21 protein-coding genes are annotated in these 24,266 nt (G+C 38.4%); 7 read left to right on the top strand and 14 right to left on the bottom strand.

Features of this window, described 5'->3' with window-relative positions; genetic code table 11:
- The first annotated feature begins 16 nt into the window (after positions 1-16).
- The 4 genes from xseA (at position 17) to PMEL_RS03325 (ending at position 3,690) form a co-directional block, all read left to right on the top strand.
- Positions 17-1,321: an exodeoxyribonuclease VII large subunit gene (gene xseA / locus PMEL_RS03310; RefSeq protein WP_120173956.1), complete on the top strand. Its 1,305-nt coding sequence runs from the start codon at positions 17-19 to the stop codon at positions 1,319-1,321.
- Between the two features lie 40 nt (positions 1,322-1,361).
- Positions 1,362-1,550 carry an exodeoxyribonuclease VII small subunit gene (xseB, locus tag PMEL_RS03315; RefSeq protein WP_120173957.1) on the top strand — a complete coding sequence of 63 codons (189 nt, stop codon included), beginning with the start codon at positions 1,362-1,364 and terminating at the stop codon, positions 1,548-1,550.
- Between the two features lie 127 nt (positions 1,551-1,677).
- Positions 1,678-2,694: a branched-chain amino acid aminotransferase gene (locus PMEL_RS03320; protein WP_120173958.1), complete on the top strand. Its 1,017-nt coding sequence runs from the start codon at positions 1,678-1,680 to the stop codon at positions 2,692-2,694.
- A 510-nt stretch (positions 2,695-3,204) separates the two neighbouring features.
- The gene (locus tag PMEL_RS03325; protein WP_120173959.1) at positions 3,205-3,690 is read left to right on the top strand and encodes a ferritin; all 486 of its coding nucleotides are present in this window, start codon (positions 3,205-3,207) and stop codon (positions 3,688-3,690) included.
- A gap of 390 nt (positions 3,691-4,080) precedes the next feature.
- Here PMEL_RS03325 and PMEL_RS03330 read toward each other — a convergent pair whose 3' ends face one another.
- The 8 genes from PMEL_RS03330 to PMEL_RS03365 form a co-directional block, all read right to left on the bottom strand.
- Positions 4,081-4,596 carry a hypothetical protein gene (locus PMEL_RS03330; protein ID WP_120173960.1) on the bottom strand — a complete coding sequence of 172 codons (516 nt, stop codon included), beginning with the start codon at positions 4,594-4,596 and terminating at the stop codon, positions 4,081-4,083.
- 3 nt (positions 4,597-4,599) lie between these two features.
- Positions 4,600-6,372 carry an AAA family ATPase gene (locus PMEL_RS03335; protein WP_120173961.1) on the bottom strand — a complete coding sequence of 591 codons (1,773 nt, stop codon included), beginning with the start codon at positions 6,370-6,372 and terminating at the stop codon, positions 4,600-4,602.
- Between the two features lie 62 nt (positions 6,373-6,434).
- A complete protein-coding gene (locus PMEL_RS03340; protein WP_120173962.1) occupies positions 6,435-8,960 on the bottom strand; it encodes a transglycosylase domain-containing protein in 2,526 nt (841 codons plus the stop codon).
- A 78-nt stretch (positions 8,961-9,038) separates the two neighbouring features.
- Positions 9,039-9,950: a tRNA (adenosine(37)-N6)-dimethylallyltransferase MiaA gene (miaA, locus tag PMEL_RS03345; RefSeq protein ID WP_120173963.1), complete on the bottom strand. Its 912-nt coding sequence runs from the start codon at positions 9,948-9,950 to the stop codon at positions 9,039-9,041.
- Positions 9,951-10,065: 115 nt separating this feature from the next.
- Positions 10,066-10,836, bottom strand: coding sequence for an acyl-ACP--UDP-N-acetylglucosamine O-acyltransferase (gene lpxA, locus PMEL_RS03350; RefSeq protein ID WP_120173964.1), 771 nt, complete (start codon positions 10,834-10,836; stop codon positions 10,066-10,068).
- A gap of 18 nt (positions 10,837-10,854) precedes the next feature.
- Entirely contained in the window at positions 10,855-12,243 is a 1,389-nt protein-coding gene (locus PMEL_RS03355; RefSeq protein WP_120173965.1) for a bifunctional UDP-3-O-[3-hydroxymyristoyl] N-acetylglucosamine deacetylase/3-hydroxyacyl-ACP dehydratase, read from the bottom strand.
- 5 nt (positions 12,244-12,248) lie between these two features.
- Positions 12,249-13,289 (bottom strand): UDP-3-O-(3-hydroxymyristoyl)glucosamine N-acyltransferase, encoded by a 1,041-nt coding sequence (gene lpxD, locus PMEL_RS03360; protein ID WP_120173966.1) that lies wholly within the window; start codon positions 13,287-13,289, stop codon positions 12,249-12,251.
- A gap of 49 nt (positions 13,290-13,338) precedes the next feature.
- Complete coding sequence (locus PMEL_RS03365; RefSeq protein WP_120174623.1) at positions 13,339-14,559, bottom strand: HD domain-containing protein; 1,221 nt, start codon at positions 14,557-14,559, stop codon at positions 13,339-13,341.
- A gap of 238 nt (positions 14,560-14,797) precedes the next feature.
- Between PMEL_RS03365 and PMEL_RS03370 the strand changes: the two genes are divergently transcribed.
- Together PMEL_RS03370 and PMEL_RS03375 are read left to right on the top strand one after the other, a co-directional pair.
- Positions 14,798-15,004: a hypothetical protein gene (locus PMEL_RS03370; protein WP_120173967.1), complete on the top strand. Its 207-nt coding sequence runs from the start codon at positions 14,798-14,800 to the stop codon at positions 15,002-15,004.
- 118 nt (positions 15,005-15,122) lie between these two features.
- A complete protein-coding gene (locus PMEL_RS03375; protein ID WP_120173968.1) occupies positions 15,123-16,664 on the top strand; it encodes a phosphotransferase in 1,542 nt (513 codons plus the stop codon).
- Positions 16,665-16,819: 155 nt separating this feature from the next.
- Here PMEL_RS03375 and PMEL_RS03380 read toward each other — a convergent pair whose 3' ends face one another.
- Positions 16,820-17,176, bottom strand: a complete 357-nt coding sequence (locus PMEL_RS03380; protein WP_120173969.1) for a MarR family transcriptional regulator — start codon at positions 17,174-17,176, stop codon at positions 16,820-16,822.
- Positions 17,177-17,185: 9 nt separating this feature from the next.
- Positions 17,186-17,695 (bottom strand): thioredoxin, encoded by a 510-nt coding sequence (gene trxA, locus PMEL_RS03385; protein ID WP_120173970.1) that lies wholly within the window; start codon positions 17,693-17,695, stop codon positions 17,186-17,188.
- A gap of 1,025 nt (positions 17,696-18,720) precedes the next feature.
- On the opposite strand from trxA, the gene PMEL_RS03390 reads away from it, so the two are divergent.
- Entirely contained in the window at positions 18,721-19,932 is a 1,212-nt protein-coding gene (locus PMEL_RS03390) for an esterase (RefSeq protein WP_120173971.1), read from the top strand.
- Positions 19,933-20,018: 86 nt separating this feature from the next.
- Here the strand turns inward: PMEL_RS03390 and sucD are convergent, their stop codons facing one another.
- From sucD to PMEL_RS03410, 4 genes are all read right to left on the bottom strand, one after another.
- Positions 20,019-20,891, bottom strand: coding sequence for a succinate--CoA ligase subunit alpha (gene sucD / locus PMEL_RS03395; RefSeq protein WP_120173972.1), 873 nt, complete (start codon positions 20,889-20,891; stop codon positions 20,019-20,021).
- 12 nt (positions 20,892-20,903) lie between these two features.
- The gene (sucC, locus tag PMEL_RS03400) at positions 20,904-22,043 is read right to left on the bottom strand and encodes an ADP-forming succinate--CoA ligase subunit beta (RefSeq protein WP_120173973.1); all 1,140 of its coding nucleotides are present in this window, start codon (positions 22,041-22,043) and stop codon (positions 20,904-20,906) included.
- A 69-nt stretch (positions 22,044-22,112) separates the two neighbouring features.
- On the bottom strand, positions 22,113-23,177 hold the full coding sequence (gene buk / locus PMEL_RS03405) for a butyrate kinase (protein ID WP_120173974.1): 1,065 nt from the start codon (positions 23,175-23,177) through the stop codon (positions 22,113-22,115).
- 31 nt (positions 23,178-23,208) lie between these two features.
- Entirely contained in the window at positions 23,209-24,120 is a 912-nt protein-coding gene (locus PMEL_RS03410; protein ID WP_120173975.1) for a phosphate acyltransferase, read from the bottom strand.
- Positions 24,121-24,266 lie beyond the last annotated feature (146 nt).

The raw sequence follows: 24,266 nt of genomic DNA on the forward strand, positions 1-24,266 counted from the left end.
TAAATATTTCTGAAAGATGGTCAAAGCACTTTCGCTTTATGAGTTAAACAGTCTTGTGACAGATGTAATAGATACTACTTTGTCACGTTCTTATTGGGTAGAAGCAGAATTGTCCGAAGCTCGTGAGAATCGTGGACACTGTTATATGGAACTTATTGAGAAGAGCGAAGGAAGCAATGTACCTATAGCACGTGCCTCTGCAAAGTGTTGGAGTAATATTTGGATGGTTATTAAACCTGCTTTTGTTCGTATTACAGGTCAGGAAGTACGTGCAGGTATGAAAGTGATGTTGCAGGTTCATGCTCAGTTTCATCCTCAGTATGGCTTCTCTTGGATTGTTGATGATATCAATCCTGAGTACACGATGGGTGATATGATGCGTAAGCGGCAGGAGATAATCCGCCAGTTGAAGGCTGAAGGAGTCTTTGAGTTACAAAAAGAACTTCGTCTTCCGATGTTTGCTCAGCGTATAGCTGTTATATCTTCTGAGACCGCTGCTGGTTATGGTGACTTCTGTAATCAGTTAGAAACTAATGATTATGGACTCTATTTTCACGTAGAATTGTTTCCTGCTATTATGCAGGGCGACTCTGTTGAACAGAGTATAATAAACGCATTGAATCAAATCAATAGTCGTGAAGAAGATTTCGATTGTGTTGTTATCATTCGTGGTGGTGGTGCAACAGCCGACCTCAGTGGCTTCGATACTTTAAACCTTGCAGAGAATGTGGCAAACTTTCCATTACCAATTATAACAGGTATTGGACATGAACGGGATGAAAGCGTCTTAGATATGGTATCTTTTCAACGTGTGAAAACACCGACAGCAGCTGCAGTTTACCTCATAGACCATCTTGCATCAACGCTTATGAGAGTTGAAAACGCACAGGCAGCGATAATTGAAGGTGTCAGGAGGGCATTAGAGGTTGAGAAAATGCGTATTCAGCATATTGGCTCACATATTCCAGTATTGTTTTCTGTGGTTCGTACAAAGCAGGAGGCTTCTCTTGACAGCTTAAGCCAGCGTCTTGTTATGAAAATGAAAGAGAGAATAAAGCAGGCAGACTTCCATTTAAGCACGTTACAAAATCGTATGTTACCTACACTGCAGAATCGCTTGTTTAGCGAGCAGCATCGACTTGATATACTTGCGCAACGGGCAAGATTACTTGACCCTTCTTTACTCTTAAAGCGGGGGTATAGTATTACATTATGTAATGGTAAGACGATTCGTAACGCTAAAGAGCTTAAGAAAGGTGATACGATTACAACACGATTTGAAAAAGGAGAGGTTGAAAGTAAGGTAGAACGTTTATCTTAAAGAACATATTATCACATATAATATTAAAATAAATAGAGCAATGAAAGATATTAAATACGAAGAAGCAGTTCGTCAACTGGAAGCTATTGTTGATAAAATGGAACGAGGTGAACTCGATATCGATTCTATGGCAGGCCAATTAAAGCAGGCACAAGAGTTAGTAAAACTCTGTAAACAGAAGCTGAAACGTACCGATGACGAGATTCAAAAGCTTTTAGATAAGCAATAAAGTACAGGTTTCTCACTTAGAAAATAAGAAGTAAGTTTAATTAACTTGTCATTTGGTTGCATGGTAAGATAATTTTGTTTACTTTTGTACATCATTGTCATGAATAATAACTTAACACGAAAATAATATGAAGAATATCGAATGGTCAACTTTGTCATTTGGCTATATGCCAACAGATTATAATGTTCGCTGTTACTATCGTAATGGTAAGTGGGGTGAGGTAGAAGTCTGTTCAGACGAATATCTTAAACTTCACATGGCAGCAACTTGTCTTCACTATGGTCAAGAGGCTTTTGAAGGTTTGAAAGCATATCGTTGCCCTGATGGTAAAGTACGTGTTTTTCGTGTAGAAGAAAATGCAGAACGAATGCAGAACACAAGCCGTGGTATTGTAATGCCAGAGGTGCCAACAGAATTATTTGTTGAGATGGTTAAGAAAGTAGTTCGTCTTAATCAGGAGTTTATCCCACCATACGAGAGCGGTGCTTCACTCTATATTCGTCCATTGCTGATTGGAACATCTGCTCAGGTGGGTGTACGTCCAGCAGAGGAATATTGCTTCTTAATCTTTGTTACCCCTGTTGGCCCTTACTTTAAGGGAGGCTTCTGTGCTAATCCTTATGTTATTGTTCGTGATGTTGATCGTGCAGCTCCATTAGGAACAGGTATGTATAAGGTGGGTGGTAACTACGCTGCATCGCTTAGAGCAAACCGTCGTGCACATGAGCAAGGTTATGCGTCAGAATTCTATTTGGATGCAAAGGAGAAGAAATATGTTGACGAGTGTGGTGCTGCCAACTTCTTTGGCATTAAGGATAATACTTATATCACTCCTAAGTCAAGCTCAATCTTGCCTTCTATTACAAATAAGAGTTTGATGCAGATTGCAGAAGATCTCGGTATGAAGATAGAGCGTCGTCCTATTTCAGAAGATGAGTTGGATAGCTTTGAGGAAGCAGGTGCTTGTGGAACAGCAGCTGTTATTTCTCCAATATCACATCTTGATGATATGGATACAGGCAAGGTTTATAACTTTGGTGATAAGCCAGGACCATGGTCAACTAAACTTTATGAAACCCTCCGTGGCATTCAGTATGGTATTATAGAGGATAAGCATGGTTGGACAACTGTTGTAATTGAATAATCTTTGATAGAACAAACATACGTTTACAAAGATACATTGATAATATTAAGATTTGCATCAAAGCTCAGGTTTGCCTTTAGCAACTGCTTTGATGCAAATCTTTTTTTATATACAAAAGCACGATGAGATACCTTTGTATTTCTGTTTATGTGTAAACCTCATTCTCAATAATATAAAATTACAGTTTTCTAAAGCAATATTTAGTAAGTTAATTAGTGCCCCGCACTATTGGTGTTTACCATCAACACGACATGTGTTAGGCACAAACACTTCGTTTGAAAGTAGATATAAGTTTGTTTTGTGAGGTGATTTTGATAGTTTGATGCTAATGTTATGTATCTAAGATAATCCTTTGTAAAACAGTATAATAATCCTTAATATTTGTTTGTAAAATCATATTTATGAATAGATAATTTGGAAAAATAACAATAATATTGTAATTTTGCAGCTGAAATTATTATTAGTGACTAACGAAGTAAGTAATTAATTGCTAATTAAAAAGAACAAGAAATGAATATATCAAAGAAGATGCAGGATGCGTTTAATGCGCAGATCGTGGCAGAAATGTGGTCATCAAATCTCTATTTACAGATGTCATGCTGGTTCCGCAAGGAGGGCTGGAAAGGTTTTTCAAGCTGGATGTACAAGCAGGCGGAAGAGGAGAGACAGCATGCAATGGATATGGCACAGTTTGTTCTTCATCGTGGTGGTGAGGTTATTCTTACCAGTATCGATGCTGTTAAGACAAGCTGGACAGATGCTAAAGAAGTTTTTGTTGATACATTTGCACATGAGCAGAAGGTTACAGAACTTATCAATAAGTTGGCAGATGTTGCTGATGAGGAGAAGGACCGTGCATCACAGAACTTCATTGCTAAGTACATTGATGAGCAGGTAGAGGAAGAGAAGAATGTTAAGGACATTCTCGATTCATTCGCTCACTTGTCAAGTCACGCTATTGCTCACATCGATAGCAAACTCGAGCAGGCTCGTTAAGAGTTTGAAAAGATATGAAAAAAGTGTCAAGGCAAGATGTCTTGACACTTTTTTTATGCTCTTTCTTTAAAATGTAGTTTGTGCAGTGTAGGGGAGAATGTTTTATGTTTTGTAGGTTTTTTTACCCTTGAATAATGTGTTTAGGCTTAATACCATTTTAATTAAGCCTTACTTGGGCACTAAAAGATGCTCTTTTGGCATGTTAATAACGCCCTTTTGAAGTCTAATTAAGCACCTTTTCTTGTAGTGACTTGTAACTATTTGAATTTCTATTAGTTACAAACATATACTAAAATGCCATTTTAGACTTATTGTTAGATAATTTTGTTAATTGACAATGTAAATAATTTTCAGGATTATGTCGGTCTTGTTTTTATTTGAGTAATAAGCTTATTGCTTACTTTTTATCATGTCTTTATTCAGATGAGTGACAAAAATCTGCTGTCCACCTTTACTAAATACGACTTTATACATACCACCCGCTTTATCTTTTCGCTCATAAGTATAAGCAAACTTATTAATATCCCAACAAGTATCACGTTGTGCAGCAAGCTCAATACTCTGGTAGAACTCCTTGCTGGGAATAGTGTCAAGAAGAAGTGTTGCTGAATAGTTACCGCTTGCAACCGATTCTTCATCAGCTGCTAAACTAACAGAATCGGGTATGAAAGGGGTTGCTTTTGCTGTTTTATATTTTGGAAAACGAATAGAAGTAATACTATGTAAATCAACATTTAGTTTACCGTTTTCAACATGTGGAGTAAACTCTTTTGCTGCGACGGTATCTCCATTGTTACTATCTTCAATAGTTTTGCTTTGATGGCAAGATGCAATAGCTATGATAATGAAAACAATACCAAAAACGATAGATGCTATAATTTTTGAAAGACTTTTATTCTTTTCCATTGTTTATTTCTTTTTGATGGACGAAGGTTTTAATTTCTTCAATCTTTTCTGTGCTGTTGGATTGTCAGGATAGAGGACAAGAGCCTTTTCATAGTTGGCAATGGCGGCCTCAGTCATTTCTTCGCGCTCGCACTCTTTACCCATCATAACATATTCTACAGACAATTCTTTGAGGTACTCATTCTTTTCTGCTTGCTGCTTCTTGAGTAGCTCATTTTCATTACGTAGTTGATTGATAATATTTAGTTTACGTCTGATAAACCGCTTAGCTGCAGGTCGTTCAATATCATATCGGCTATGAATGGCAAGGAAAAAGTTACGAAGAAAGGCATCAAAATCTCCACTATCGAAGGCACGTGCAGCATCGTAGTATTCTTTGTCAGCCTTGCTCTGCTTGAGTACTGTTGATATAATATTATTATCATTATAGTGTCTGGCAAACTGCGATACTTCACTTCTAACAAATACCTCGTTTCTTCGTAGGGGTTCTTTGAGCGTAATACCTTCCAGACTTGTACAGCGTGATAGGGCAACGTATGCCTGACCACCTGCAAAGACACCGCCTGTAAAATCGATATTTACGTTTTTGAATGTTAGTCCTTGACTTTTATGTACGGTAATAGCCCACGCCAACTTGATGGGGAATTGTATATAAGTTCCTATCTGTTCCTCTTCAATTCTCTGTTCTTCCTCATTGAATCGATACCTTATATTCTCCCACATCTCGCGCTGTACCTGCAAGTCATCGCCTTCTTCAGTATGGACATAGAGGATGCCTGCCTCTTCATCAATCCCAATAATTATACCCAAAGTGCCATTTACCCACTGGTGTTCAATGTCATTCTTGATAAACATGATATGCGCCCCAACTTTGAGATTTAACTCAATAGGAGTGGGCAGACTGCTCTCAGGGAACTCTCCTTTAATTTCACCTAAGAACATTATAGGGTCTCCATCAAGCCTGTCAAGTCCTTCGTTGTTTATCCAGTCTACTGTATCTCGCTTAGTAGATAGGGTAATAGTGAAATCTCCTTCTGGTTTATTAGCATTCTCCAAGCTTGCACCAACACGTTCATTAATCAGCTTGAAATCAGTGTCTGTAACTTGATTGGTGCGAATGTGATCAAGAATAGAAATAAAGTGAGCATCGTTCTGACGATATACCTTATTAAGTTCAATGCTTACAAGTGGATAGTCTTGAAACACTTTCGCATCAAAGAAATAACTACTTGGATAATAAGGTTGTAAAAGTTGACGGTCTTCTTCTTTTAGGACTGGTTCTAACTGATAGATGTCACCCACTAAAAGAAGTTGTTTACCTCCGAATGGTTCGCGCATATTACGATTGTATATGCGCAGAACCTTATCTATGAAGTCGATAATATCGGCTCTCACCATACTGATTTCATCAATGATGATTAGTTCAACTTCTCGTAAGAGTTTACATTTGTCACCATTATATTTCATCGTGCTGCGTAAATTACGGGCAGAATAACGTTTATCCGTAGGGACAAGTGGATAAAAAGGAAGTTTAAAGAAACTATGTAGTGTACTACCGCCTGCATTGATAGCAGCAATGCCAGTGGGGGCAAGAATAATATGTTTTTTCTTTGTTGTAGCAGCAATGTAACGTAGAAACGTAGACTTTCCTGTTCCTGCTTTGCCTGTAAGGAAAAGGGAATTATTTGTGAACTGAATAATCTGAAGTGCCTTTTGGAACTCTGAATTATCCAAATCAATCGTATTTACATCTATGTTTACTTTCTTTTGTGACATAAATAATGGGGACTATATTTAGCCTCAATAATTTATAGTTATGTTTGCTGCTAACTTATTGCCTAAACTTCCATATCCTCACTGCGTGGCTTCTTAGCCTTCTTTATAATTTGTGGTGACTCATTATTTGAACTATTGCCCTGTCGTTCTGGCGTAGGCTGTGGAGCAGGTTCTAATATAAACCCACCTTCGTCTGTGTTATCGTTTCCATCGATAGGTTCTTCTTCCTCATTCTGATGATGTCTACGTCTGGTTGTAAAGTCATCTATCGAATCTGGTAATGCTCGATGAATAACTGTAGGTTGACAGTTATACATTGATGGATCGATATCCTCGTCTGGATCTAACTGCCACTTAGCATGATACTTTTGGAAGGCCTTATCACGCATCAAACTATAAATAAACTCTCCACAGATAGGTAACGCGGTCTTTGAACCTTGACCTAAAGCGCCTGTACGGAAATGAATAGAGCGGTATTCACCACCTACCCATGCACCGACAACGAGTTTTGGACTGACTGCTATAAACCATGCATCAGAGTGATTATTACTTGTACCAGTCTTTCCTCCCCAATCTGTATCACCAAATGTATAATGACGGAGTGCCTGACTTGTACCTCCACCTTCATTAACACCAGCCTTCAGCATTTCTTGCATGAGGAATGCTGTCTTGTAAGGTAAAGCTTTCTCATGACCTTTTGGTGCTACATATACCTCATTTCCATCCTTATCCAAGATGTGGGTAACGACAACTGGAGCGTGATGTTCGCCATCATTTGCAATAGTGCTGTAGGCATTTACCAATTCTAAGAGGTTAACATCACTTGAGCCGAGTGCTAAAGATGGCTCATCATCCAACGGACTCTTGATACCCATCTCTTGTGCTGTACGAATAATATTCTTGATACCCATCTCTTGTCCTAAGCGCACTGCAATAGAGTTGGTACTGCGTGCAAACGCACTCTTCAATGTAAGAGAGTCGTTAGAGAATCTACCATTGGCGTTGTGTGGAGTCCAAGTCTTCATCTGGCCTGTCTTCTTGTCGAGTACTTCCATGCTGATATACTCATCACGACGCTTATCACAAGGAGTAAGTCCTTGATTAAATGCTTCTGAATAAACAAAAAGTTTGAAGGTTGAACCTGGCTGACGCTGTGCAACAACCTTATCATATTTCCAAGTCTTGAAGTCGATGTCACCTACCCAAGCACGTACTGCACCTGTCTCTGGCTCCATTGCAACCATAGCACAGTGCATGAACTTCACCATATAACGGATAGAGTCCATTGATGACATCTCTTTCTCAATATGTCCCTTTTCGTAGTCGAAGAGGGTTACTTTATGTGGCTTGTTGAGATAATACAGAACGCTATCAGGCTGATTAGGATATTTCTGTAATAGCTTTTTATAGAAAGGTTGACGCTCAGCAATGCTCTCTATAAAGCCAGGGATTTCATTTCCCTTTGCATCACGCCAAGGCTGCATGCCACGCCAATGAGTATCAAAAGAGCTCTGAACCTTTTTCATCTGCTTTGTTGCAGCTTGTTCAGCATACTTTTGCATACGAGTGTCAATTGTCGTATATATTTTCAGGCCACTACTATAAAGGTCGTAGCCATTGTCTTTCATCCAATCTTTGAAATAATCAGATATATACTCTCGGAAGTATTGTGCCTGGCCATCATAGTTCTCTTCAACATGTACATCCAACTTCATAGGAAGCTTTGAATATGTTGCGTATTCATTGCGAGGTAATACGTTATGTGTTACCATGTTATATAACACGGTATTACGTCGGCGGATAGAATTCTTTGGATGAAGGATAGGGTTGTAATAGGTTGTTGCTTTCAGCATACCTACTAATGTTGCAGCCTGATCAACCGTCAAACGTGATGGACTGGTATTAAAATAAGTCTTTGCAGCTGTTTTTACACCAAAAGAGTTATTACCAAAGTCGACGGTATTGGCATACATTGTTAGAATCTCTTTCTTAGAATAGATAAGTTCCAACTTTACGGCAATAATCCATTCTTTGCTCTTCATGATGAGCATTCGTAAGCCTGGAACACTCCCCAGCAAGCCCGAAGAATACTGCGTACGAACGCGAAACATATTCTTTGCCAATTGTTGTGTGATTGTTGAAGCTCCACGACCACCACTACCTGTTACTGCATCTTTGATAGCACCTCCGATACCCATAAAGTCTATACCATTATGGCTATAGAAGCGTTCGTCCTCAGTGCTAATAAGTGCATTCCAAAAAGCAGAGTTCACCTCTTCATACTTAACTGGAGTACGGTTCTCTTTATAGAAACGACCAATAAGTACAGAGTCTGCACTATAAATCTCTGATGCAGCATAGGTCGGTGGAGTCTTGATTTCAACAAAGCCAGGTGACTTACCAAAGAGCCAAAGGAAATTGATATCTACCATTCCTAAATAGAGGAAGATAGCTACAAAGAAAGATACAACGCCTACGGCCATCTTTGTGTACCAAGCACGACCTTTATATAGTTTAGCATACCAAGGGAAGAAATTTAATATCCCACGGAATATACTTCTAATGAATTTAAATATTTTCTTAACCATTGATTGACAATCTGTAAGTTTAAAAGCTACTTGCCTGTGTTTATAATAAAGCAATAATACGTTGTAATACAAAAGTACTTATTTACTTGTATTTGGTATTGTTGTATGGATATAATTTAAGATTTCTTCAATATTGTTGGGGTTAAACCATTGAAATGCTATATCTTTTTTATACCATGTAAGTTGCTTTCGGGCATACTTACGAGTATTACTCTGTATCTTAAATATAGCTTCATCCAGTGTTGTTAAGCCATCAAGATATTCAAACAATTCTTTATATCCAACCGTGTTGAGCGAATTCAAACTTCGTTTAGGATAAACCTTTTGAGCTTCTTCTATCATTCCTTCTTCAATCATGTCCAATACGCGCTGATTGATTCTGCTGTAGAGTTCGTCTCTATCACGGTTTAAGCCAATCTTGATGATATTAAAAGGTCGCTCCTTAATAGTGTTGGTACGGAATGATGTATATGTTTTTCCTGTTTGAATACATATTTCAAGCGCATGGATAATACGACGTGGATTATTTCTGTCAACTATCTCCCAGTGCTCTGGATCCAGTTCTCTTAAGAGCTTACACATCTGCTCTAAACCCTCTGCCTCTAAACGTTGCATCATCTGTTCACGTATCTCTGGAAGGATAGTCGGGATGTCGTCAATGCCATTGCATACAGCGTCAATATACATCATTGAACCGCCTGAAAGTAAAGAGATAGGAGCGTGCTGGTTGTTAATAATATTCAGCACTTCTTGTTCGTATAGACTTGCAGAATAGTAATCTTCTAAATGATGATTACCAACAAAATAATGATGTACACGTTGCTGTTGTTCAGCCGTGGGTGCAGCAGTTCCTATAGGAATCTCAGAGAAAATCTGTCGGGAGTCAGCATTGATAACAGGTATATTAAAATGTTCAGCAATACGGAGTGTTGCCTCTGTTTTACCAACTCCTGTTGGACCAGTGATGACAATTAATGTTTTGTTTTTCAAGCTGATAAATGATTATAAATAATATTTTCCAACTCGTTTAAGTTGTGGAAATACTCAACCTCTTTGCTCTCTGTTAAAGATTCCCCTCCCTTTTGAAAGAGGAGGGGATAGTCTTTTATCTTATAATACCACGTTCAGATGATTCTACAAAATCTATAATTTGCTGAATCTCTGGTGTTATTTGTAGCTCACTCTTAATCTTCTGAATGTTCTCAGCACGTGTACCTGTGCCATAAAGAATGCGGTAAGCATTGTGGATGAGGTCAATAAGCTCACTTGAGAAGCCACGACGACGGAGCCCAATAAGATTAATACCCATGTAGCGTGCAGGTTCCTTACCCACAATGATATATGGTGGAATATCCATAGAGAAGCGGCTTCCACCCTGTATCATAACATATCCACCTATATGGCAGAACTGATGGCAGAGAATATTAGCAGAGATGATAGCATTATCATCGACTATTACCTCACCTGCAAATTTGGTTGCATTACCAATAATGTCACCAGATCCAATGACACAGTCGTGTGCAATATGTACACACTCCATCAGCAAGTTATTGCTACCAACCTTTGTTGTACCCTTTGAGGCTGTACCACGCGAAATTGTAACATTCTCACGAATAGAGTTGTTATCACCAATCTCACAAAGTGTTTCCTCATTTCTAAACTTCAAGTCCTGAGGTTTTGTAGAGATGCTGGCACCTGGGAATATTTCATTGTTATTGCCCAAACGTGCACCAACATGAATGGTTACGCTATTCTGGAACACATTATTATCACCGATAACAGTATTCTTATCAATATAACAGAATGGACCAATTATATTATTATCACCAAGTTTTGCCTCTGGATGAACAAAGGCCAATGGGCTTATCTGGTTCATAATTGTCTTGTGTAATTATTACTTGTTCTTTACAATTTGTGCAGTGAATGTAGCCTCAGCAACAACACGCTCGCCAACAAACATATAACCCTTCATTGAACTAATTCCATGACGAACAGGACCAAGAAGTTCAACACGGAACATGAGCGTGTCACCTGGAATAACTTTCTGGCGGAACTTAACATCATCAATCTTCAAGAAGTAAGTTGACCAACGCTCTGGTTCTTCAACCTGAGAAAGTACCAAGAGCCCACCACACTGAGCCATAGCCTCAACCTGCAATACACCAGGCATAACAGGCTCTTGTGGAAAATGTCCTTGGAAGAATGGCTCGTTGCTGGTTACATTCTTAATACCAATGATACTTGTTGATCCCATTGCAATGACCTTATCTACCAACTGCATTGGATAGCGGTGTGGTAAAAGCTCACGGATACGGATGTTATCCATCAATGGTTCTTCGTTTGGATCATACATTGGTGCTTGTATCTCATGCTTGCGTATTTCCTTACGCATCAGACGTGCAAACTTGTTGTTTACAGTATGACCTGGACGAGTAGCAATGATACGTCCCTTAATAGGCTTACCAATCAATGCCATGTCACCGATAATATCAAGGAGCTTATGGCGTGTACACTCGTTATCCCATTGTAATGGCTTGTGCTGGATATAACCAATATTATTAGCATCCATACGTGGAACCTTCAAGAGGTCTGCCAATTGATCGAGTTTCTCTTGTGAAACCTGCTGTTCATAGATAATAATTGCATTATCCAAGTCACCACCCTTAATCAAGTTAGCCTGCAAGAGTGGCATAATGTCACGTACAAAAACGAATGTACGTGCTGGTGCTATCTCAGTTGCATAAGTATTAATATCATCCAATGTAGCAAATTGACTGCTAATAAACTTAGAGTCAAAGTTACACATAGCGGTGATTGAGAACTGCTCGTCTGGAAGAATGGTAATAACAGAACCATTCTCATCTTTAATTTCAATCTTCTTGCGAATGATATAGTAATCCTTTGGAGCATTCTGATCAACAATACCTACCTCGTTGATTTTATCAACATACATCGTCGCAGAACCATCAAGAATAGGAAACTCTGGACCATTTATCTGTATAAGACAGTTGTCGATACCCATTGCATAAAGGGCAGACATACCATGTTCAATCGTACTAACACGTGCTTCGCCCTTAGCCAATACAGTTCCGCGCTGCGTATCAATAACGTTTTCAGCAACAGCATCAATAATAGGCTGTCCATCAAGATCAATTCTTTGTATTTTATAGCCAGTATTTTCTGGGGCAGGGTTGAATGTTACAGTAAGACTCAATCCTGTATGAAGTCCCTTTCCGAAGAGGGAAAAACTCCCCTTTAAAGTTTTCTGCTTAACTGTTTCCATGTATGTTATTTATTCTTTTTCAATTCTTCAATTTCTTTCTGCAGCGCATTTAACTGCTTGTACATTTCTGGCAAACGTTGGAAGATTGCTTGTGACTTAAAGTATGGACGTTGCTCCATTGGTGGAGTACCAATGAGTTGCTGATTACTCTTTAAGCTGCCTGGAACACCTGACTGTGCACCAAGGAAAACTTTGTCACCGATAGTGATATGACCAGCAATACCCACCTGACCACCAAACATACACCATTCTCCAACCTTAGTTGAGCCAGCAATACCTACCTGAGCAGACATCACTGTATTCTCACCAATATCGTTGTTATGTGCTATTTGAACAAGGTTGTCAAGTTTTACACCCTTACGCACGTATGTGCTGCCCATTGTTGATCGGTCAATACAAGTGTTGGCACCAATCTCTACATCATCTTCTATTGTAACGATACCTATCTGAGGAATCTTATCATAGCTATTGGTCTCTGGGTTGGGAGCAAAGCCGAAGCCATCCGCACCAATTACACAACCAGAATGGAGGATAACATTGTTGCCAATCTTACAACCATGATAAACACTTGCGTTTGGATAGACAATACAATTATTTCCCAACTGCACACCATCCATAATTGTTGCATGAGGATAAATCTGACAGCCATCGCCCAAAGTCACGCCGTCGCCAATATACGCAAAAGCACCAATATAGACATCCTTGCCAATTGTTGCTTTAGAAGAAACAAAAGCAAGCGAGTCTATACCCTGCTTCTTTGGTTTCATACTTTCATAGAGTTGCAACAATTTAGCAACGCAATCACGTGCATTCTTTACACGGATAAGAGTAGGCTTTACCTCCTTATCCAGTTGAATGTCTTCATCAATAAGAACGATGCTTGACTCTGTTTCGAAGAGATGGTGTGTATATTTAGGATTTGCAAGAAAAGAGATAGCTCCTTTCTTACCTTCTTCAATCTTGGCGAAGGTATTAATGGTTACGTTTTCGTCACCTTCAATACGACCTTGTATAAATTGCGATATTTGTTTCGCAGAGAATTCCATTTATATTGCCTTTTATTGTTTATATTTGTGCAAAGATAGGGATTTTTTATTAGAAACGTTGATAAGATAGGTAATATTTGCATATTTTTTTCGAGAGCAATTCAATGTTCAAAATCTCTGATGCTTCGGTTATATCTTTCAATGTTCCATCTTTGTACAGAATACTAATATGGTCATCGAAAGGATTGTACATATCTTTCTGTACTCGATTGACTCCAATGAGGTAATCACAATCTGTAAGACCTATCTCATACTGTTCAGAAATCTGTTGTTTAAGTTTATTAATTTCTTCTATTGTAGGTTCTTCTTCCCGCACTTCTACTTTGAATATTTTTCGATTGATTATATTTGAAGATAAGAGTGAGAGTATCTTATCATTATGCTGTTGCCACACTTTAATCGCACTCCATATATCGTTGTCATCCAATGCAATATAGTTATCTAAGGCGTTGTTATCAGCTTGAAAAGTATCAGCTGTTATGTCATTGTAAAGAAAGTAACGAAGAGCAGGCGAAGCAAAGAGTTCAACGCCTTCTTTTGCTAATTGTTTAGCTCGGCGCAAAGCGTTGATAAGAACATTCTCACAGCCAACTGTAGTTTTATGCAGATATACCTGCCAATACATTAGACGGCGTGATGTAAGATAATTTTCAATAGAATAAATTCCATTTGACTCGACAACCAACGCATCATTAACAACGTTAAGCATCTTAATAATACGTGCTGAACCAATATTACCTTCCGTTACTCCTGTAAAGAAGCTATCACGGCGAAGATAGTCAAGCCTGTCCATATCAAGTTGGCTGGAAATCAGCTGATGGAGATAGGATTTTGGGTATTCATCTTTGAAAATACTGATAGCAAGATTTAGTGTTCCATGCATATCTTGATTGATGCGGTCCATCATCATCAATGATATTTCTTCATGGGTAATACCACTGATAAGTGTATCCTCTAAGACGTGAGAAAAAGGGGCGTGACCGATATCATGCATAAGAATAGCTGCTTGTACAGCTTCTGCCTCACTATCAAAGAGAAACACGCCCTTTTGTTGTAGCGATATAAGTGCTTCACTCATAAGATGAAAAGCACCTAAAGAGTGTTGAAAACGTGTGTGTTGTGCACCAGGATAAACCTCTTGTGTTAATCCTAATTGCTTGATGCGTGTTAATCGCTGCATCAGTGGGTGACGTACAATGTCAAGTAACAGTCCACGTGGCACCTTTATAAATCCGAAAACAGGGTCGTTAATTATCTTTGCGTCTGTCATCTTATCTATGTTATCTTGCTCTTTTATCATTAAACTACAAAGATAGTATATTTCCTTAAGACAACAGCCTTTAATCAAATAATTTATTAAAAAACGTAGTAAGAAAGCAACTGCCTTAGACTCAATTATCACTTCATTTAAAACAATGAAAACAAGAAATCAGAGAGATTAGGATAATTAAAATAAAAACTTCTTTGTTTTCAACTCTTATCTGTAATCTTTTCGTTAACTTTGTAGCATGAAACAATTAATTAACTGGAAAGAATTTGCAGTGCTCTTCATAGTTATTGGAGGCATATATTATCTTACAAGGTCATGGCTTATTACGGGTGGAGTTCTTGCTCTTCTATTATTGGTAGATGGCTTGTTACGCCAGTATGACCATAAGAAACGTGGTGAGAAACAAGCTGAAGATATCAAGAAAAAGCTTGAGGAGGAAGACTAAATTTACAGACGTAAAGTTTATAGCATTCACCGATTAAGCTATAAAAATTATGTATCATTATGTAGAAAGAGAACGAAGGTAAAGCTATAGTTTCACAACTCTACATAGTAAATGAATTATGGAGCAACTATTAGAACTATATAAGAATTGGAAGGGTAGTAGCCCTTCAAATGTCGAAAAGTTAGCAGGAGCAGGTAGTAACCGTGAGTATTACCGAATGTTTGATGAAGAGGGTGATACTGTCATTGGTGTTATTGGAACAAGTCGTGATGAAAATCATGCTTTTATCTATCTTGCTAAACATTTTGAAAAAAGGCGTTTACCAGTACCACATGTTTTAGCTGTGTCTGCTGATGAGTCGTGTTATCTGCAGTCAGACCTTGGTAATACATCGCTCTTTGATGCCATACGGGGTGGACGTGAGGCAGGTGGACGATATAATCTTGCTGAGCAAAAGCTATTGCGTAATGCTATAAGAGAATTGCCAAATATTCAGTTGCGAGGCGCAAGAGAACTTGATTTCTCTAATTGTTATCCACAACCTGAATTCAATCAGGAGAGCGTACTCTTTGACTTGAACTATTTTAAGTACTGTTTTCTTAAAGCAACCGAACTTGAATTCCATGAATTGAAGCTTGAAGCAAACTTCCGTATGTTTGCGAAGGATTTAACTTCAGAGAAGATGGATTCTTTCCTTTATCGTGATTTTCAAGCACGTAACATTATGTTAGATAAGGAAGGGAAACCATATTTTATTGATTTTCAAGGTGGAAGAAAAGGTCCTTTCTATTACGATCTTGCGTCATTCTTATGGCAAGCAAGTGCTAAGTATTCTTTCCAACTTCGCCGTGAATTGGTATTTGAATACTACCAGAGCCTTAAGAATTATACAGAGGTTCCTTCTAAACGTCATTTTGTTAATCGCTTATCATTGTTTGTTCTCTTCCGTACCTTGCAAGTTTTAGGTGCTTACGGATTCCGTGGTTACTTTGAACGTAAGAAGCATTTTATTGATTCCATACCTCCTGCTATACAAAACTTACGTGATCTCTTGGCATTAGGTGATGATGTCTTCCCATATCCATACATGATGGATATGTTGAAGCGACTCACATTGTTACCACAGTTTGCACATATTGAGAAACCTGCAGCTAACAGAACAGATGGTCTTAAAATAGCAGAGAAAGATATTTATAAGGCTAATCCTTTAGATGGTCCTGCAACCTTCTCTAAATATGATGGTAAAGGACCATTGGTGGTGCGTGTTTTTAGTTTCTCTTTTAAGAAAGGAATTCCTGAAGACACATCTGGTAATGGTGGCGGTTATGTCTTTGATTGTAGAAGTACACATAACCCAGGTCGTTACGAACCTTATAAGAAGATTACGGGATTAGATGAGCCTGTCATTCGCTTCCTTGAAGATGATGGTGAGATTCTTGAGTTCTTGAAGCCTGTGTATGACTTGGCTGAGCATCATGTAGAACGTTATATGCAACGTGGTTTTACTGATTTAATGTTCTCATTTGGTTGTACAGGTGGACAGCATCGCTCTGTTTACAGCGCGCAGCATCTTGCTGAACATCTCAATGAAAAATATGGAATTGAGGTACGCATAAAGCATAGAGAACAAGGTATTGAACAAATATTAAAGGCGAAGTAACTCTCTTGCATTTAAAAGAGTTGGTATCTTGAGATAATAGATATAAATAGGGACGTATAGGTTGCGAGTTATTAAAATGCCAATTGGCTACTCACGCTCTATACGTCCCTATATTTGTTTAGCTTTACTTATGTTCAGAAAGATAGCGATATTTCTTATATTATGTCTTTTAACTCCTCTGGTACTGCTATGGAGTCACAATGAAAATGGTCTAATTTCTCTAAACCATGTTTTGTAATGTGAAACCTTTGGCAACGTCCATCCTCCGAACAGGCACGTCGGCGAATAAGCGAAGCTTGCTCCAATGAAGCGATTACCTTTGAAGCATTCGAACGTGTCAGTCCCATCTCTTCAGCTATTTCGCCAGCCAACATAGGATTCTCACTCTCTGAGAGTAGACATAACAGCATTGCTTCATTGATGTTTAAGCCTATCTGCTGTTGTAATCCACATTCAAAAGCAGTGATGACACGAAATATTTCGCGAATCTTACTGATACAATGATTGTCCATTATATGTCTTTACTTCAACAATACAGACTTAATAACCTCCTCAAACTGAGCCTTGTTCATAGCTCCATTCTGCATTGTAGGTTCACCTGTCTTAGGGATAAAGAGGATTGATGGGATTGAACGAATACCAAAGAGGGCTGCTAACTCACGCTGCTTGTCAACATCAACCTTATAAACGTCAATCTGACCTGCATAATCATTCGCTACTTCTTCAAGTACTGGTGCTGTCGCTTTACATGGACCACACCATGTTGCATAAAAGTCAATAATAGCAGGCTTATCACCCTTAAAGTTCCAAGTTTTTGGATTCTTCTTGTAATCCATAACCTTCTGCTGGAACATTTCTGAATTCATTTCTGTTACATTCATCTTAGTTTCCTTTCCTTCATTTTGATTATTTAATCCTGTTTGTTCTGTTGTCATTGCACTGTTATCCTGCTTTTTAGGACTGTTATCTGCCTTACAAGCAGTCAGTGTTAATGCCATAATAGCCACTACAAGTGTTGCTGTACGTTTCATTCTTTATATATGTAATCTTTATTTTACCGAGGTTCTATTACCTATCGGCTTGTTAATATTTATTTTGTTTCCTAAGGAAAACGTTGCAAAGGTAAGTAATTTTTTATATTCTACCAAATTTCCAACGGAAAATTTCTCACTATGTTTTAACATCTTATTAGATTATAAGTGATAAGATAATGTACTGACAATGGTTATAATTATAAATTTATAATTAAGGCTTTAGCAATAAAACGTCATTTTATATTTTATATTCTATATTATTGCACGTTTAACCCCAGTCGGTCATTAGAGCCTAAACATATTGTTGTCTAATGACTGATTTAAGTTAAAAGTAACTACCTTCATTTATAAATATAGAAATAAAGAGTGTTTCTTGTTTGTGTTGTAGTTAGGCTTTAACAGCTTTCAATCTTCATTATAACGTTCTTAATACATCTATCTTCCTATCTTTATTTGATGTGTGGTTACTCAGTACACATCGTGTTAATGGTTAACACCATTAGTGCCAAGGCTCCGCACCAATGGTGCTAAGCACTAAATACATTGAATTTTCTTACTGAAGTAGAGACAACTTGTTGTTAAACTCAAATCTTATTAGCATCTAAATATATGCTTAATTTGATAACAAGAAATAGACTTAAAGCAAAGTGTATGTTTCATATAATATGGTACGAGTTGTTGTTCTTTAATTGCACTTGACTTTTAGTTTTTTTGTTTATGTATTTGAATTTATATGATTTTTATTTACCTTTGTCTATGAGTAGAGAAGTTTCAAAAGACATAAGCTGATTGGGCTATAAACCATCTTTGAATTTACTAATTATAAGTAGTAAATAATAAAAGATATTTGAAAAGTGGGGGAGAAATCTTCATTTATCTGATACCTTTATAACTCGCTGGTAATAATGTCTTCAAGATCTTTCAACCTATGTAAACATCATCAAATATGTGTCTGCACTTCAAATAATGGTGTCCGCATACATTGAGAATTAAGTTAATGTCATAAATAAAAATACGAAATCATGAAAAGGTTCATTCTTTTTTTTGCTTGCCTTACAAGCATTTCAATAGTAACTGCTCAGGAGGTTCTTAATTGGAAAGATAATGAGATTGTGTCTCCTGTTGTAAGTACTGATAACACTTTAACTATCAGTCTTTTTGCACCAAATGCTAAGAAAGTAGAACTTACAGGTAATTTCCTATATGCAGGGAAAGATACTCCAGATAAGTATGCAGATGGAAACTGGACCCCACAGCTGATGAATAAAGATGAAAATGGACTGTGGACACTGACAACTGCACCGTTAAAGCCTGAGTTTTATAGTTATAATCTTATTGTTGATGGTGTAAAGATAACTGATCCAAAGAATATATATACGGTACGTGATATTGGTAATACATATAGTGTTGCTCTTATTGGTGGCGGTGTAGATGGCTTGTATGCAGTAAAGAATGTACTCCATGGAACGGTTAGAAAGGTATGGTATGATAGTCCAACGGCAGGACTTAAACGTCGTATGACGGTCTATACACCAGCTGGTTACGAAACAAACAAGCGAAGCTATCCTGTTCTTTATTTGCTTCATGGTATGGGAGGAGATGAGAATGCATGGGAAGAATTGGGTCGTGCCACACAAATTCTGGATAATCTTATTGCTGAGGGGAAAGCAGAGCCAATGGTTGTGGTAATGCCAAATGGTAATATTTCGCAGGAAGCAGCACCGGGTGAGGGCTCTCGTGGATTTGTTACTGCTACAATGCGATACCCTAAAACAATGGATGGAAACTTTGAAAAGGCATTTCCTGATATCATTCAGTTTGTAGAAAAGGCTTATCGTGTAAAGAAGGATAAGGCAAACAGAGCAATTGCTGGACTGTCTATGGGTGGTTTTCATTCGATTTATACTGCATTAAATAATCCAGATGCCTTTGATTATGTTGGCTTATTTTCTGCAGCATTCAGTCAAGTGTCAAAGGATGGTGATAGCCTTTCTCCTATTTATACGAACATCGACGAAAAGTTTAAGACGTTGTGTAAGAAGTCTCCTAAGCTTATATGGATAGGTATTGGTAAGGATGATTTCCTCTCACACGATGATGAAAAACTTCGTGCAGCATTGGACAAAGAATCTTATAAATACGCTTATCTTAAGACGAAAGGCGGGCATACTTGGCGAAACTGGAGAGAATATCTGGCTATATTTGCACAAAAGATTTTCAAGCATGTAAAATAAATAAGCGTGTCAGAAATAAAATAGAGGAATATCCACTAAGGATATTCCTCTAAACATTATAGAAAATGGTTTAAATACCAAGCCTTTTACTTCTTTAATTGCTTCTTAAGAAGCTCTGGTATTTCACTTGTCTCACGTGCAACAGGTACACCTACAGCCTCAAAAGCTGCAATCTTTTCGCTTGCAGAACCTGAGCCACTTGAGATGATAGCACCAGCGTGTCCCATCTGTTTTCCAGGAGGAGCCTGCTGGCCAGAAATAAATACAGCCACAGGCTTAGTTACATGCTCTTTGATAAACTTAGCCGCACGCTCTTCGGCATCTCCACCAATTTCTCCGATGAGTGCAATACTATCTGTCTCTGGATCATCTTGGAACATACGGAGAAGTTCCTCGAAATAAAGTCCAACAACTGGGTCACCACCTACACCAACTGCTGTTGACTGTCCCAAACCAGCTTGTGTAAGATTATAAACGACTTCATAGGTAAGTGTACCACTGCGACTGATAACACCAGTATGTCCTTTCTTGAAGATATTAGTAGGCATAATACCAGCCATGCTCTCTTCTGGAGAAATAAGACCAGGACAGTTAGGACCGATTACTTTTACACCCTTAATCTTTGCATAGCGCTGTGCAGCAACAGCATCGAGTGTCGGAACACCTTCGGTTATACAGATAACGAGTTTCACACCGCCATCAATCGCCTCAAGCATTGCATCCTTTGCGAAAGGTGCTGGAACGAAGATAATAGATGTGTTGGCACCAGTAGCAGCAACAGCATCCTTAACTGTGTTGAATACAGGAATGCCACAAACTTCTTGGCCAGCCTTACCTGGTGAAGTTCCACCAACAACATTGGTACCATACTCCTTCATCTTTGAAGCGTGGAAACTACCATCACGACCTGTAATGCCCTGTACGATTAACCTTGTATCTTTATTAATTAGAATACTCATAACTCTTGTGTTTTAAAGTTTTTTGCTCAGTTCTACAGCCTTATGTCCTGCATCTGCCATACTCGTGCCAACAGTAAAGTGGGTTCCTTCAAGGATTGCTCTACCTTCTGCTTCATTCGTTCCTGTAAGACGGATGACAATTGGGATATCTGTCTCAATAACCTTGAATGCTTCTAAGAGTCCGTTAGCAACATCATCACAACGAGTAATACCACCAAAGATGTTAATTAATACAACCTTTACATGTTTGTCACTCAAAAGAAGTTTCATTGCTTCAACGATCTTCTCAGGGTTAGAACTACCACCAATATCAAGGAAGTTTGCTGGTTCGCCACCATATAGCTTAATCATGTCCATGGTAGCCATTGCAAGACCAGCACCATTTACCATACAGCCAATACTACCACCAAGATTCACATAGCTGAATCCCTTGTCTTTAGCTTCACGCTCCTTGCGTTCTTCCTCTGTAGGTTCAAAAAGTTCGGCTACATCTGGGTGACGGAAAAGGGCATTATCGTCGAAGGTCATCTTTGCGTCAATGGCTTTCAAAGAACCATCCTTCAACATGACTAATGGGTTGATTTCAGCCAATGAGGCATCCTTCTCAGTAAAGAGTTTATAAATATTCTTGAAGATTGGTACAGCCTGTTTAACCTGTGCCATGTCATCGAAAAGCTTGAAGGCAGCCTCACGTGCGAGATAGTCACTCATACCAATAACTGGGTCAATGACAATCTTCTCAATCTTCTCTGGTGTCTCCTTTGCTACCTGCTCGATATCCATACCACCTGCACGGCTCAGCATTAACATAGGACACTTTGACTTACGGTCAACAAGAATACTCATATAGTACTCTGATGCGATGTCTACAGCTTCACTGACAAGTACTCTGTCTACAATGAACCCCTTGATGTCCATACCTAAGATAGCTTCTGCATGCTGACGAATCTCAGTTTCATTACATCCAAGCTTCACACCACCAGCCTTACCACGTCCACCCGTGTGAACCTGAGCTTTCACTACGGCTTTCTCAATACCTAATTGCTTGTAGGCTTCAACAGCTTCATCAGGAGTACGGCAAATAATATTGCGGTCTACCGGAAGCCCATAACTTGCAAAGAATTTCTTTGCTTGGTATTCATGTACCTTCATAAGTTCTAGTTTTAATTTATAAACTATGTATTAATTGTTTAGGATTCTTGATAGTAGTTTTTAAAAGTCTTAATACTCCTGCGCCTCACGTTCACCTCGAAGAACAGCCAGTGCATTTTCTGTCAATGCCTGCATTTCATCTTGACCAGGATAGACATGAATTGGTGCAAGATAAGAAAGGCGTTGCTTGAGACGTTCTATGATATAGTCAGACTTAGCCATACCACCTGTAAGAAGAATTGCATCAATGTTTCCACATAGCACAGCTCCTTCTGCTGCAATGTTCTTGGCAATATGCCATATCATAGCTGATACCACGAGTTCTGCATGTTTGTCGCCCGCATCAATCCAGTTTATTATCTCCTTGAGATCATTTGTGCCAAGATGTGCAATGAGACCAGCCTGACCACTTACTCTCTTTAATAACTGGTCTTCTGTATATTTACCACTGAAGCAAAGACGAATTAAGTCAGCAGCAGGTAACGAACCTGCACGCTCTGGTGAAAATGGGCCCTCACCATCTAATGCATTATTGGCATCAATAGCCCTTCCTTGTGAATGAGCTGCAATAGAAATTCCACCTCCCAAATGGCATATAATAAGGTTAAGTTTTTCATAAGTTGTACCCATATCTTTGGCAAATCGTCTACCAATTGCTTTTTGGTTAAGAGCATGCCAAATACACATACGTGGCATGAGAGGAGAACCTGACAATCGTGCTTCTGGTTCCATTTCATCTACCACGCCAGGGTCAGCTATAAAACTCTTACATCCTGGAATGTCACGCGCAATTTCATCAGCAATCATACAGCCAAGGTCACAAGCATGTTGGTGAATAGCTCTTTGCTGATCAATTATCATCTGTTCCGTGATTGTAAACACACCACTTGATACTGGTTTTGCTAATCCACCACGTCCGATAACAGCATCAAACTCCAGAGGAATATTTCTATTCTTTAATTCCTCAATAACAACTTGTTTACGAAAATGGTATTGATCGGATACACGCTTGAACTTACTCAGTTCTTCTCTGGAGTGTGCAATATCAGCAACAAAGACTGGCTGATCATCATTGGCAAGTGATATCTTGGTTGATGTTGATCCAGGGTTAATAGCTAAAATCTTGTAAGCCATAATGTTTAATTTATATACCTTAATATATATACTATCTAGAGATAAGACTTGCAAGTGCAAGACTATAGTACTTAGATTCAATTGTGTCACCACGACTTGGAAGTACTACTGGTGCCATAGTTCCTTGAAGTATAGCTGCTGTTTCTGCATGACAAAACAAAGTAACGGTTTTATAAAACAAATTACCGGCTTCGATATCAGGGAAAATTAATGCGTCAGCTTCTCCATTGATAGAAGAGTTTATTTGTTTGATTTTCATTGCTTCAATTGAACAAGAAGTAATCAAATCTAATGGTCCGTCTATTATGCATTTACCAAAAGCACCAGTTTCTGCTTCTTCTTTCAACTCTCTGTACGATACTGTATATGGGAAATGACGTTCGTCAACTTTCTCAGAACAATGGATAAGAGCGATTTTAGGACATTCGATTTCAAAGGCATGACAGAAATCTACAATATATTTTACCTGTGCTCTTCGCTGTTTATCATTTGGAGCTGGAATAACTGCAGCGTCAGTAAAGAAAAGTAACTTAGAATACTCGGGTAACTTAGCTGCAGTAATATGCGTTAATACTGTATCTTTTGGTAGGATTCCAACTTCTTTATCAAGTATGGCACGTAAAAGAACATCTGTGTTAAGAAAGCCTTTCATTACAATGTCGGCATCACCTCTTCTAACTATTTCAACAGCTTTGCGTGCTGCATCCTCTGGTGATTCCGCAAGAATAGATTGAAAAGCATTTTTCTTAGCATAGTCTTCCATAGTTTCTTTAGAGCATACTAATATAGGCTCTATAAAACCATCATGTACAGCTTTACAAACGGCTTCCTGTGTATGGCTTTCTTCAGGCCAAACAACTACTGTTCGCTTACAAATCTTCCTTTCTTTAAGAAGATGAATTAGCTGCTTAAAGTCATTGATAGGCTTTCTTTCTTCAGGCATAGTTAATCGATTTTCAGTTAAAGTTTTATGTTGTGACAAAGATAATACTTTGTTTTGAAATATGCTCGATATTTAAAGAAAAAAACAGAAGAAAATTCTTTTTTTTGTGTTGGTTGGTGTATATTTGCAAATGAATTAGAGATTTA

The sequence above is a fragment of the Prevotella melaninogenica genome (assembly GCF_003609775.1).
Classification (GTDB): domain Bacteria; phylum Bacteroidota; class Bacteroidia; order Bacteroidales; family Bacteroidaceae; genus Prevotella; species Prevotella melaninogenica_A.

Bases quoted from the DNA above. Each gene is read 5' to 3' on its own strand.
- xseA (WP_120173956.1), top strand. From the start codon at position 17: ATGGTCAAAGCACTTTCGCTTTATGAGTTAAACAGTCTTGTGACAGAT.
- xseB (WP_120173957.1), top strand. From the start codon at position 1,362: ATGAAAGATATTAAATACGAAGAAGCAGTTCGTCAACTGGAAGCTATT.
- PMEL_RS03320 (WP_120173958.1), top strand. From the start codon at position 1,678: ATGAAGAATATCGAATGGTCAACTTTGTCATTTGGCTATATGCCAACA.
- PMEL_RS03325 (WP_120173959.1), top strand. From the start codon at position 3,205: ATGAATATATCAAAGAAGATGCAGGATGCGTTTAATGCGCAGATCGTG.
- PMEL_RS03330 (WP_120173960.1), bottom strand. From the start codon at position 4,596: ATGGAAAAGAATAAAAGTCTTTCAAAAATTATAGCATCTATCGTTTTT.
- PMEL_RS03335 (WP_120173961.1), bottom strand. From the start codon at position 6,372: ATGTCACAAAAGAAAGTAAACATAGATGTAAATACGATTGATTTGGAT.
- PMEL_RS03340 (WP_120173962.1), bottom strand. From the start codon at position 8,960: ATGGTTAAGAAAATATTTAAATTCATTAGAAGTATATTCCGTGGGATA.
- lpxA (WP_120173964.1), bottom strand. From the start codon at position 10,836: ATGAACCAGATAAGCCCATTGGCCTTTGTTCATCCAGAGGCAAAACTT.
- PMEL_RS03355 (WP_120173965.1), bottom strand. From the start codon at position 12,243: ATGGAAACAGTTAAGCAGAAAACTTTAAAGGGGAGTTTTTCCCTCTTC.
- lpxD (WP_120173966.1), bottom strand. From the start codon at position 13,289: ATGGAATTCTCTGCGAAACAAATATCGCAATTTATACAAGGTCGTATT.
- PMEL_RS03365 (WP_120174623.1), bottom strand. From the start codon at position 14,559: ATGACAGACGCAAAGATAATTAACGACCCTGTTTTCGGATTTATAAAG.
- PMEL_RS03370 (WP_120173967.1), top strand. From the start codon at position 14,798: ATGAAACAATTAATTAACTGGAAAGAATTTGCAGTGCTCTTCATAGTT.
- PMEL_RS03375 (WP_120173968.1), top strand. From the start codon at position 15,123: ATGGAGCAACTATTAGAACTATATAAGAATTGGAAGGGTAGTAGCCCT.
- PMEL_RS03380 (WP_120173969.1), bottom strand. From the start codon at position 17,176: ATGGACAATCATTGTATCAGTAAGATTCGCGAAATATTTCGTGTCATC.
- trxA (WP_120173970.1), bottom strand. From the start codon at position 17,695: ATGAAACGTACAGCAACACTTGTAGTGGCTATTATGGCATTAACACTG.
- PMEL_RS03390 (WP_120173971.1), top strand. From the start codon at position 18,721: ATGAAAAGGTTCATTCTTTTTTTTGCTTGCCTTACAAGCATTTCAATA.
- sucD (WP_120173972.1), bottom strand. From the start codon at position 20,891: ATGAGTATTCTAATTAATAAAGATACAAGGTTAATCGTACAGGGCATT.
- sucC (WP_120173973.1), bottom strand. From the start codon at position 22,043: ATGAAGGTACATGAATACCAAGCAAAGAAATTCTTTGCAAGTTATGGG.
- buk (WP_120173974.1), bottom strand. From the start codon at position 23,177: ATGGCTTACAAGATTTTAGCTATTAACCCTGGATCAACATCAACCAAG.
- PMEL_RS03410 (WP_120173975.1), bottom strand. From the start codon at position 24,120: ATGCCTGAAGAAAGAAAGCCTATCAATGACTTTAAGCAGCTAATTCAT.